We start from the raw sequence: 10,581 nt of genomic DNA, 5'->3' as shown, positions 1-10,581 counted from the left end.
AGTTGTAACCCCAACCAAGATTGTAACTCTGGCAAGCGATGCAGATATATCCCACCCAACAACAAAAACAATAATGCTACTTCATAGGTGCGGGGTACATGAGTTGTCCACAGTTCAATACCAGGGGGACGCAAGTTGAATTCAACGGAACGATGGGGACAGGCTTTAAGGCAAGTCATGCACAGTACGCAATCTCTGTTATCTTCTAACTGTGCTGGATGGGAATATAAAGGACATCCATTAGTTTCCATCCCTTCGCCTTTTTGTGGCCCACCTTTATAGCACTGATATGTGGTGCAACTGGCAGAACAAATACCTTGCTGTGCCCGGAGTTCCGTCATTGAGAGTTTGGCAAATAAACCATTCATCCCGCCGATGGGACAGAGATAACGACACCAAAATCGCCGCTCAAAAAGAGCGGAGAAAATCATCGCCCCAGCAGTAATTAACAGCAGTAAACAAGCACTGAGGTAAGCGGTATTTTCTAAATGCCAAAGTTCTTCCCATAAGAAAATTAGGGTAAATAAACCAAACATGAACCATCCGCCCCATTTCTCCGCTTGCTGTCTAGGCCAGCGCTTGAGTTGTCGAGGCCATAGCCACAGAGATAACTTTTGGGTAATTTCCCCGTAGATCATGAAGGGACAAACAGAACACCAGATACGCCCCAAAAAGGGAAAGAGAAATAAGAAGAAAGGCCACCACCATGCCCAAAATAGATTTAAAACGAAATTGCGATCGCGGGTTTGTGGCCCAATAAATAAGACTGCAACTGCGATCGCAAAAGCCGTTGCAGTAAAACCATAGTTAATGCGATCGGGCCACCAAGGACTACGTAAAAACCGCCGCAAATCAGGATAGGCATTTAACAGATTTACCCGAAATCGTTTTTTCTTCGCTTCGGCTGGCCAGAAAATTTCTTCTGTTAATTCATTAGCACCCTCTGCTTGCACGATCGCTCTTTCTACCAGATTTTTTAATTCCTTGAGATTGCCAGGAAAATCATAAGACTGGAGGCGACGAAAAGCTTCTGGGGTGATGCGTGGTTTAGAAATGCCTCTAGCCCGAATGTAGAGACTAGTATAATATTCAACCTGTGCCTGAATATCAGCTTTCCGCACCCGTAGCGGTGGTACTTTAATAATGTGACCAATACAGCGTTCAATTGTCGGCTGAGTTTTTTCTGAAACAATCAGAATTCTGGCTTTACTGGCACGAGGTTCAGGTGCTGCTTCTCCTGAACGAGTCACAGGGGTATATGTGCCAGTTTTGAGCAACTGCGTCACCGGAGGTAATAATTCTTCGGGCAATTCTTGGATGTTGTTGAGAACTAAAGTACCTTCTCCCAACCATTCCAACAGTCCTGGTTTACCGCCAGCCCGACCGAATAAATCTGCACCACTCGTTTGCAGAATACCACAATTTACTTTAATAATTGGTTCTCGCCGTTTTGGAGAACCAAAGTGGATGAGGGCTGCTATATTGTCTTTTTCTAACCCTGGTTCTCCAAAAATATCCACTGATTTGCAGTCAGCCGCCGATAAACGAATTTGCTCCCGCAGTTTTACTGCATAGCGACTTGTACCGACAATTCCGCGTTGGGCTTTGGTAACTAAATATGGTCGCAAAGCTACGGAACGTTCTTGTTCATAGCCAAGTGCAGATGTTGCTTGAGCTAATTCTTGAGCCAATTGACGCGAAAAAGCCTGAGCAATTTCGGGGTATTGGTTAACTAAAGGGCGAAATTTATCACCAGGAACAACCCACAAGTGACAATCTGTCACCGTAGTAATTGTGAATGGAGTTAATTGATCCAACAGCAATTCTTTGAGTTCAATCACCGCACCGGGGAGGAATCCACAAGCTAAGGCTGGGTTGGTTTGATTGGTGCTATTGCTTTCGAGTTTACCTTGTACAAGAATATAAAGGGCTTCTGGAGGAGTGCCTTCGCTAACTAAGTCAGTTTCGGCACTCACTACTTGTTCTTCAATTACTTGAGCGATCGCATTTAACACTTCAGACGAGAGAATTCCTAAACTCGTCCGTTCTTGTAGCCATATAACCGTTTCTGGAGATGTCATCTTAAGTTCTCCGTGTAGGCTGCTATATAAGAAGATTATCACTTGAAAGCCACATCGAAATATCTTCGTGTGGCGATGCATGACAACTTATATTATGTTCTTCGATACTGGAGTTTAGACTAAAAGCGATATGAGAGAACCGCAAATCAAATAGAGTTAGAAATTAAAAATATTCTCAAGTTATATGTTGTTTACATGAAGCAACACATAACATATCTAAAACACTAATTAGTAATTAATTAAACTGGCCTAAATGTTGTTCCATCAAACTCAAACTGTCTCCCATTTTTGACTATTCCAGGAGATTGTGTAGATGCAAATCCTCTGGCTTTCCCTTGAGGATTTAGCCGATTAATCTCAGTGGGTAATGTTACTCCGCTGTTCCCTGGAGGAGTACTAGGGTTCCCATCAGGGTCTATTCCGTTTTTACCAGGAGCAGAAACCAGTACACCGCCAAGAATTGCCTCTTCATCTGTCTCTGTGAGATTCTCTAGGTAAAAAATGTCACTATTTTTTATTGTCATCTTTCTAAAGTATTAAGTGTTAACTTAGCCCTTAGAGTAATCTAAATGTTTTTATAAAGCAACTGCTTGACATATAGCCACAACTCTGGTGCAAAATGATGAAATTTTTAGAAAATGTTTTTAGAATTTTTTGGAATATATTTTTTTATCCTTACCGCGTTGGGAACGGGGGATTTTATGGTCGATTTCCATCAAATCTTCATAGTGAAAAAACAGTCCACAGTGAGTACACTTTCCTTTCTGCATCTTCAGGAGTGTTGCCACCCTTGTTGGCGCTTTAGGATGTTTACCCATGATTTTATGTTGGAGTAATCCGCCGCCACTGCCTCAATAAAGTTGTGAGTAATATTAAATATCTGGTTCTTGCAGCCATCGGGCGACCATACCCGCCAAAACTCCGCCTAAAATTGGAAACACGATGAAAATCCAAAGGTCAGCCAATGCCCAATCTTGAGTAAAGACAGCTGTAGCTAGCGATCGCACCGGATTGACGCTGGCATTTGTCACCGGAATCAGGATAAGATGCACCGAGGTCAGCCCTAAACCTATGGGGATGGGTGCAGACTGCTTGAAGGCGGGAGAAGATGTTACGCTCAAGATCAGCAGCACAAAGCCACAGGTAACAATAAATTCGGCTAATGCACAAGCCCACCAGCTATAGTTACCAGGGGAGTGAATTCCCACCCCATTAGAACCAAAGTCGGCTGTTGTAAACCCAGGCTTGCCCATGCAAATCAAAAACAGGATAGTAGTTCCCCAAATTCCGCCGAGAACCTGACTTCCTATATATGGCAAAACGTCTCGCAAAGAAAATTGCTTGGCTACCCAAAAACCAATTGTGACTGCGGGATTGAGATGACATCCGCTAATAGAACCAAAAGTATAAGCAGCAGTCAACAAACTTAAGCCAAAAGCGATCGCCACCCCAGTAACTCCAACCCAAGGTACTGTACCAGAAATAACCGCAGTACCCACGCCCATCAGAACCAACCAAGCTGTACCTAAAGCTTCTGCAAAACATCGTTTGGCTAACGAGTAACGATTCATGAGAAATGCTATAACTGGCTATACATGATTCATACTTGTACACATTAGCCGAATAACACTAAGATAAATACTCGCTTCTTGATTATTAAGTATAAAACGTAACGATATACTGTTGGTTGCCTGATTGAAAAACTTGATCAGAAATTAAATTTATCCAATTGAAAACTGCTGTAACTTGTCACGACTCGCAGCTATTGCATATTAATATTGGGGAATTGATCGGGAGAAATTATGGCACTATATCTAGACTCAGCGATCGCATCTGAAGCTGAAGTTGTTAAGCTTTGGGGATGGGTGAAAGGTATTACAACAAATCCCACGCTGTTGTCTCAAAGCGATACCCCACCAGAAACCACGCTCAAAAAATTGGTTGCCTTGACGAATGGCCCCTTATACTATCAACTTGTGGCATCTGATAAAGCTGGGATGCTAGCTGAAGGTAGAAAAGCTTTTGAGATTATTGGTTCACAAACAATTTTAAAGATTCCTGCAACACCGTTAGGTTTTGAAGTGGTGGCGAGTCTATCGTCAGAAATTACCTGTTCAGTGACAGCGATTTACAGTGCAGCACAGGCAGCAGTAGCACGAGAAGCAGGAGCTAAAATTGCCATAGCTTATGTAAATCGAGCCACGCGGTTGTTAGGTGATGGTATTGCTTTGGTGCGGGATATGGCTAGCGTACTCAAAGGCAGTGATACAGAAATCTTGGCAGCTAGTATCAAATCTCCAGAAGTTGCAGCCGCCTCATTGCAAGCCGGGGCGGATCATTTGACTTTACCATTGGTAATGTTGCAAGCGATCGCAACTCACGAATTCTCACAAAAAACTGTTGAAGAATTCGCTAAAGGAGGCATCGGCTTAAAATAATTCTTAATTCGTAATTAAATATTAGGATTCCCTACTCCCCACTCCCCACTCCCTACTCCCTGACTACGCAAAGAAGTTCAGAAATCAAATCGGATTGCTATATGAGTTTGTCAGATATCCCTAATCTTTGGGTTCCCTTGGCACTTTTAGGTTTAATTATTGTCGCTGCTGTATTTTTCAGCCGCAGCAGCTGATATTTAAGCATTACAGTGGAGATGGAGGTTCAGTTCTATGTTCGCTGTTGTCACACCCGATACAATCCATTTACCCCCAGGCGCAGTAGTCCGCCTACCCGGAAGTTGGCAAGACTATCAAGCACTGAATGAACAACTAGGCGATCGCTCCTCTCCTCGCATTAAGTATCGAGATGGAGAAATTCTTTTGATGGCACCGCTACCAGAACATGGGCGAAAAGTAAGTGTAATTGCAGATGTAGTCAAAGTTTTACTCGATCATCTGGGACGAGAATACGAGGCATTTACCCCAATTACAATGGAACTGCCACAGGAAAGTGGTATAGAACCAGACTACTGTTTTTATATTGAAAACTGGGAGGCAATTGCAGGTAAAGATCGCATAAATTGGGGCGTTGATCCATCCCCCGATTTAGTGGTAGAGATAGACATCACCAGCTACACCGATGTAAATGACTATCTGCCTTATCGAGTACCAGAAGTTTGGTTGTTTAGAAAGAATCAGCTTGTGATTTACAGATTGCAAGGCGATATCTACACTATTGAAACCAGTAGCCGCTATTTTCCTAACACCAAGGTGTCAGAGGTAGTTACAGAGTGTTTGAAAATTGCCTACGAGCGTAATACTAGCGCTGCTATTCGGGAATTGCGCCAGAAACTGGCAAGTGAGAATTAAAGATTTTGCGATCGCTTTCAGGAGGTGATTGTCGAATGGAAAGAATAGAACAGTACCGCCAAAGCATCCGCCAAATATTAACGTCTCATGCTACTTTTGAGAGTGGCAATTCAGATATTGAGTCTCAGCTTGTGTTTGATACAGAACATGATCACTACCAGCTTTTAGAAGTTGGCTGGGAGGGACTTAAGCGAGTTTACAACTGTATCATCCATTTGGATATTAAAGATGGAAAGATTTGGATTCAGCGCAATATGACTGATGTAGATATTGCGCGAGAATTAGTAGAAATTGGCGTGCCGAAAGAAAATATTATTCTGGGTTTACATCCGTCGTATAAGCGTCCGTATACAGGGTATGGAGTAGCTTAAGGGAAAGCAACCACAGCATATCAAAGATCACCGCGCAGATAATCTTCATCAACGGCGGCTACTTGGTACGATAAAGTGCAGAGTGTCACAACTTAACTTTCAAGTAAATAAAAAAGGAATGCGTATATGGGAAAAGGGAGGTTAGAAGCATTCAGCGATGGGGTGATTGCCATTATCATCACCATTATGGTGCTGGAAATCAAAGTGCCGCATGGGTTCGATTTAGCTGCGCTGCGTCCCCTGATTCCAGTATTTCTCAGCTATGTGCTGAGTTTTATCTTTCTTGGTATCTACTGGAACAATCACCATCATCTCTTACAAGCAGTTCGACACGTTAATGGGCGTATCCTTTGGGCGAATCTGCATTTGCTGTTTTGGTTGTCGCTAATCCCTTTCGTCACTGGCTGGATGGGTGAGAATAGCTTTGCTGCTATGCCAGTTGCCCTTTATGGTACGGTATTGCTGTTATCTGCATTGGCTTACTTCATCCTTACCCGCGCCCTCATCTCTTATCATGGCAGCGATTCAACATTAGCGATCGCAGTAGGCCGAGATTTCAAAGGAAAAATATCGGTGGTATTGTATGCAGTGGCAATTCCACTTGCCTTTGTAAACTCATGGCTTGCCTGTATACTATATGTTGTGGTTGCAGTTATGTGGCTCATCCCCGACCGTCGCATTGAAAATACTCTCACTCCCTGAACGTATTTGTCCAATATGCCATTGCATCGGCTGACAATGCCATTGCATCGACTGGCAATGCCATTGCATTGACTGGCAATGCTATTGCATCGGCTGACAATGCCATTGCATCGACTGACAATGCCATTGCATCAACTGACAATGCCATTGCATCAACTGACAATGCAATTGTTTTACCTGACAATGCGATTGTTTCGATTAGCAAAAACAAATCTACCTCTTCTTTTCCCTTACCTTATCTAAAAACCTCGCCCAATCAAACAGAGATATCTAATAGGACGGGATAAAGTTTTTTGTTTTTTATGCAAATGAGAACTGCCATAATCTGATGAGCGATATTAGACTTCTTTCACACAAGTGCAATACCTAAACACAAAAAATATCAGAACTGCAAAACCAGTCGCCGCATAAAATACACTATTAATTCCACCAAAACCAAAGGCATAGCCCATTAACAACGGCCCTAATGTTTGTCCTAATCCATAGAATGTTCCGTTTACCGATATAATCGTCGCCAAATATTCTTTTGGTGCTAAATCTGCTAAAAGTGTTTGGATAGTAGGAAAACCAATACCAAGTCCAATACCAAAAATTGTACTAGGGATTAATAGTAACCAGATGTTTGACACAAAGGGAACTATTAACATAGCTGAAGCATAAAAAACATAAGATGCACTAATTAAACTTGTGCCACTAAATCTTCTACCTAATCTACCTAATTGGGAAGCTGTAATAGTAATTGCTATAGAAACACTAGAAAGTAGCAATCCAATAATAGTAGGCGGCGCTTTAAAGGTATCATTAATTAACTGTGGTAAATAGGTAACGTAAGCGCCATAAAGAAACACAAAGTTAGCAGCACTGGCAATAAAAAGTCCAAATAGCTGACGATTTTTCAGAACTTTTACGGCATTGCTTAAATACTGTTGAAGATTGCGATCGCCTTTTGGTTCTGGATTCTTGAGTGCAAACAACACCAGTAACCCAAGAGGTATCGCTAATATGGGCAGCATGAAGGGATAATACCAGCCCATTGTTGCTAATACGCCACCGATTATTGGATAACTTGCTGTGCCAACGCTGCTGATACTTGCATTGTAACCCATTGCAGTAATTCGTCTGTCTGCTGTGTATAAATCGCCGATTAAGGTGATACTCAAAGAAAGCAAAGAAGCAGCACCAATCCCTTGCAGCAAACGCAACCATAGCAATAAATTAAAATCGCGGGCAAAGGCGCAGGCTGTACCAGCTATGCCAAATAAAAACAGTGAAGGAACAATAATTCTCTTTCTGCCCCATCTATCAGCAAAAATACCAATAATTGGCCCTAAAATTAGAGATGGTAATGTAAATACTGTAATCAATAAACCCAAATTTTTCGGATTGATATTTAATTCTTTAGCTAACTTGGGAAAAGCCGGAGTCACGCTAGAAACTCCGATAACAGCAATCAAGGCAACTGCACAAATAATCTGAAAATTTAGCTCTAGATAAATTGGCCTCTGTTGTTCAAATTGGCCGTTATCTTCTGGTGAATTCATGATTTTAGCTTATTGTATAAATAATCAAGAACGCGAAGCATCTCTTAAGACGCTTCGCGTTGATATGCAAAGAAGAGTGCCTAATTGATTGTCGTCTTAAGCTGCAACTTTTTCTTCAAACGGTTTAAAGGTTTTTTTGCTAGCACCGCAAATCGGACATTCCCAGTCATCGGGAATTTCTTCAAAAGGTGTACCAGGTGTAATTCCCGAATCAGGATCGCCAGCAACCGGATCGTAAATCATGCTGCATTTTTTACAAATCCATTTCCGAGTTTTGGCATCTTCACCTGCAACTCTGGTTGCTGTTTGTCCTCCATTTAATACTTCTAAGGCTTCAGCATAGCGATCGGCGTGGTAATTTTCGATAAATTTTAACAAGCCAAAACGGTGTGCAGCTTCCCGAAACGTGTTGGCATGATCGGTTGATTCTTTAACTTGTTTGAGAAATTCTTCAGCCGCAGGATTGTCGCTATCGCGTTGAGCATCTGCGGCAAACTCTGGATACATTGTGGTGTATTCGTAAGTCTCCCCTTCAATTGCCAAAGATAAACAGCGAGATATAATTTCCCGCTTTTGTTCATCAGTTAAAGCAGCCAAATCTTCTACCACAAGTTCTGGATGCAGCAACTTAAAATGTGCAAAAGCGTGTTCGGTTTCTTGATCAGCTGTTTCTTTAAAAAGTTTCGCCAAGTCTGTAAACCCAAGTTGACGCGCTACATCCGCAAAAAACAGATACTTGCGATTTGCCATCGATTCACCACCGAAAGCAGCTTCTAAGTTTTGGAGTGTAGTAAAGTTGGACAAATCCATAATTTGTGGATGCCTGCAAAGTAATGTTTAGCCTGAAAATACAAACTCTACAACCGGATAGATGAGCCATTCTTTGTACAATTTTAGAAACGTTTTATACAAAGTTGATTGGCTTATATTTCGTAATCCGTTTTGTGAGCTGCTCTTGGACAATTATAAAACCGAAAAGTTTTACAGATGACAAATGATGTTTTTGATTTAGAGATGACTGTGATTTCTTCAAGTCGTCTGAAGTTCTAAAAATGGGTAATCAGTGTATCCTTTTGCATCAGGGGCATAAAATGTCTTTGGATCTGGAGCGTTCAAATTTGCGTTAAGTTCTAAGCGTTTTGGTAAGTCAGGATTAGCAAGATATAACTTACCAAAGGAAACTAAATCTGCATTACTGCTGGCAAGAATACTATCTCCTGTTGGGCGATCGTAGCCACCATTAGTTATCAAAGTACCTTGGAATATTTGGCGGAAGTAGGGTGTTACGGGATTCATGACTTCGCGGGTTGCTAAATCGACTTCATTCGGTTCCATCAGGTGAAGATAGGCAAGTCCAAAGGGGTTAAGAGCCTTGATAGCATAACTAAAAGTTTCTTGAGGGTTGGAGTCACGCATTCCGTAGAAAGTATTACTTGGTGAAAGTTTGATCCCAACGCGGTTTGCACCCCAAACGCTGGCGACTGCTTCCACAACTTCTAAAAGGAATCGGCTGCGCTTTTCTATTGAACCGCCATACTCATCTGTGCGCTGGTTCGAGCCATCTTGGAGGAATTGATCGATTAAATAGCCAAATGCACCGTGAAGTTCAATCCCATCAAAACCAGCCGCCAAGGCATTTTCTGCGCCTTTACGGAATTGCTCGACAATCTCGGAAATTTCTTGGGTTTCTAAAGCGCGGGGAGTTTCCAACGATACTTTACCTATGGGTGTATGGAGTGAGCCAACCCCAGCGATCGCACTAGGAGCAACTGGCAATCCATCTAATAAAGCCGAGTGAGAAACTCTCCCAGAATGCCAAAGTTGCAAAAAAATTCTGCCCCCTTGTTCATGTACTGCATTAGTTGTCAACTGCCATCCTGCCACTTGTTCTTCTGAGTAAATTCCTGGGCAGTTCATGTATCCTAAGCTCAGAGGTGAAACCATTGTACATTCAGTAACAACTAGCCCAGCACTGGCCCGTTGGGCGTAGTAAGTTGCCATCAGCGAGTTTGGGATGCTTGCAATTGCCCGTAAACGCGTCATTGGTGCCATTACGATCCGGTTTGGTAAAGTGTAAGGGCCAAGTTGAACTGGTGTGAAAAGATTGATATTGGAATTCATATTTAGATGCAGGAATTGAATAATTTAATTTTTGGATGTTCCTAAGGAAGGCTTTAATCACCTCATGCAATTGCACCGTTTACACGGATGTTTTGCCCAGTGATCCATCTGGCTTCATCGCTATAGTTAACGACAATAGATGCGCCGTTACCAGCTAATTTTAGTGCAATCGCTCGTCCAATTCCCCGCGATGCACCAGTGATAATTGCAATTTTCCCGGCTATTGATGCCATAGATTAATCTAGTTTTATTTTGGTTCGCCAATGTTGTTAAGGTACTGTACCAAGGTTAAATTTAGCGATCGCGTTGTAAAATTCCAACTTCATTCAAGGCAAAATCCCGCCAGCGACTTCAAGTAACCGTCAGGCGGGAGAAATGAAAATACTTTGCAAGAGGTAAGAATACGTGCCCTCTTGGCGGCAGATTAAGGTTTGATACGGCTTGGCGAATATTGTTA

General features: G+C 42.3%; 12 protein-coding genes and 1 pseudogene. 4 read left to right on the top strand and 9 right to left on the bottom strand.

Annotated elements, in window-relative coordinates:
• From VE944_RS27060 to aqpZ, 4 genes are all read right to left on the bottom strand, one after another.
• Positions 1-2,081 (bottom strand): AAA-type ATPase lid domain-containing protein (locus tag VE944_RS27060; RefSeq protein ID WP_324984532.1); only part of this gene is annotated, 2,081 nt, incomplete at its 3' end.
• A 239-nt stretch (positions 2,082-2,320) separates the two neighbouring features.
• Complete coding sequence (locus VE944_RS27055) at positions 2,321-2,605, bottom strand: hypothetical protein (RefSeq protein WP_324984530.1); 285 nt, start codon at positions 2,603-2,605, stop codon at positions 2,321-2,323.
• 120 nt (positions 2,606-2,725) lie between these two features.
• On the bottom strand, positions 2,726-2,851 hold the full coding sequence (locus VE944_RS27050) for an HNH endonuclease (protein WP_324984534.1): 126 nt from the start codon (positions 2,849-2,851) through the stop codon (positions 2,726-2,728).
• A gap of 102 nt (positions 2,852-2,953) precedes the next feature.
• Positions 2,954-3,652 (bottom strand): aquaporin Z, encoded by a 699-nt coding sequence (gene aqpZ, locus VE944_RS27045; protein ID WP_324984528.1) that lies wholly within the window; start codon positions 3,650-3,652, stop codon positions 2,954-2,956.
• Between the two features lie 231 nt (positions 3,653-3,883).
• On the opposite strand from aqpZ, the gene VE944_RS27040 reads away from it, so the two are divergent.
• The 4 genes from VE944_RS27040 (at position 3,884) to VE944_RS27025 (ending at position 6,462) form a co-directional block, all read left to right on the top strand.
• Positions 3,884-4,519: a transaldolase family protein gene (locus tag VE944_RS27040; protein ID WP_324984525.1), complete on the top strand. Its 636-nt coding sequence runs from the start codon at positions 3,884-3,886 to the stop codon at positions 4,517-4,519.
• A gap of 231 nt (positions 4,520-4,750) precedes the next feature.
• Positions 4,751-5,389: a Uma2 family endonuclease gene (locus tag VE944_RS27035; RefSeq protein WP_324984522.1), complete on the top strand. Its 639-nt coding sequence runs from the start codon at positions 4,751-4,753 to the stop codon at positions 5,387-5,389.
• A gap of 35 nt (positions 5,390-5,424) precedes the next feature.
• The gene (locus tag VE944_RS27030; RefSeq protein WP_324984519.1) at positions 5,425-5,760 is read left to right on the top strand and encodes a XisI protein; all 336 of its coding nucleotides are present in this window, start codon (positions 5,425-5,427) and stop codon (positions 5,758-5,760) included.
• A gap of 126 nt (positions 5,761-5,886) precedes the next feature.
• Complete coding sequence (locus tag VE944_RS27025) at positions 5,887-6,462, top strand: TMEM175 family protein (RefSeq protein WP_324984516.1); 576 nt, start codon at positions 5,887-5,889, stop codon at positions 6,460-6,462.
• Here VE944_RS27025 and VE944_RS27020 read toward each other — a convergent pair.
• The 5 genes and pseudogenes from VE944_RS27020 to VE944_RS27000 form a co-directional block, all read right to left on the bottom strand.
• Entirely contained in the window at positions 6,452-6,667 is a 216-nt protein-coding gene (locus VE944_RS27020) for a hypothetical protein (RefSeq protein WP_324984513.1), read from the bottom strand. The two genes, VE944_RS27025 and VE944_RS27020, sit on opposite strands and share 11 nt — an antisense overlap.
• A gap of 133 nt (positions 6,668-6,800) precedes the next feature.
• Positions 6,801-8,003 carry an MFS transporter gene (locus VE944_RS27015; RefSeq protein ID WP_324984510.1) on the bottom strand — a complete coding sequence of 401 codons (1,203 nt, stop codon included), beginning with the start codon at positions 8,001-8,003 and terminating at the stop codon, positions 6,801-6,803.
• Positions 8,004-8,099: 96 nt separating this feature from the next.
• On the bottom strand, positions 8,100-8,813 hold the full coding sequence (locus VE944_RS27010) for a rubrerythrin family protein (RefSeq protein WP_324984506.1): 714 nt from the start codon (positions 8,811-8,813) through the stop codon (positions 8,100-8,102).
• 219 nt (positions 8,814-9,032) lie between these two features.
• Complete coding sequence (locus VE944_RS27005) at positions 9,033-10,124, bottom strand: alkene reductase (protein ID WP_324984504.1); 1,092 nt, start codon at positions 10,122-10,124, stop codon at positions 9,033-9,035.
• Between the two features lie 110 nt (positions 10,125-10,234).
• A pseudogene (locus VE944_RS27000) lies at positions 10,235-10,357 on the bottom strand (SDR family NAD(P)-dependent oxidoreductase); the annotation flags it as partial.
• Positions 10,358-10,581 lie beyond the last annotated feature (224 nt).

Origin of the sequence: Nostoc sp. (genome assembly GCF_035638895.1) — a bacterium.
GTDB lineage: Bacteria > Cyanobacteriota > Cyanobacteriia > Cyanobacteriales > Nostocaceae > Nostoc.
This window is presented reverse-complemented; position numbering and strand designations above follow the sequence as displayed.

Coding starts and splice junctions, on each gene's coding strand:
- VE944_RS27055 (WP_324984530.1), bottom strand. CDS start 2,605: ATGACAATAAAAAATAGTGACATTTTTTACCTAGAGAATCTCACAGAG.
- VE944_RS27050 (WP_324984534.1), bottom strand. CDS start 2,851: ATGCAGAAAGGAAAGTGTACTCACTGTGGACTGTTTTTTCACTATGAA.
- aqpZ (WP_324984528.1), bottom strand. CDS start 3,652: ATGAATCGTTACTCGTTAGCCAAACGATGTTTTGCAGAAGCTTTAGGT.
- VE944_RS27040 (WP_324984525.1), top strand. CDS start 3,884: ATGGCACTATATCTAGACTCAGCGATCGCATCTGAAGCTGAAGTTGTT.
- VE944_RS27035 (WP_324984522.1), top strand. CDS start 4,751: ATGTTCGCTGTTGTCACACCCGATACAATCCATTTACCCCCAGGCGCA.
- VE944_RS27030 (WP_324984519.1), top strand. CDS start 5,425: ATGGAAAGAATAGAACAGTACCGCCAAAGCATCCGCCAAATATTAACG.
- VE944_RS27025 (WP_324984516.1), top strand. CDS start 5,887: ATGGGAAAAGGGAGGTTAGAAGCATTCAGCGATGGGGTGATTGCCATT.
- VE944_RS27015 (WP_324984510.1), bottom strand. CDS start 8,003: ATGAATTCACCAGAAGATAACGGCCAATTTGAACAACAGAGGCCAATT.
- VE944_RS27010 (WP_324984506.1), bottom strand. CDS start 8,813: ATGGATTTGTCCAACTTTACTACACTCCAAAACTTAGAAGCTGCTTTC.
- VE944_RS27005 (WP_324984504.1), bottom strand. CDS start 10,124: ATGAATTCCAATATCAATCTTTTCACACCAGTTCAACTTGGCCCTTAC.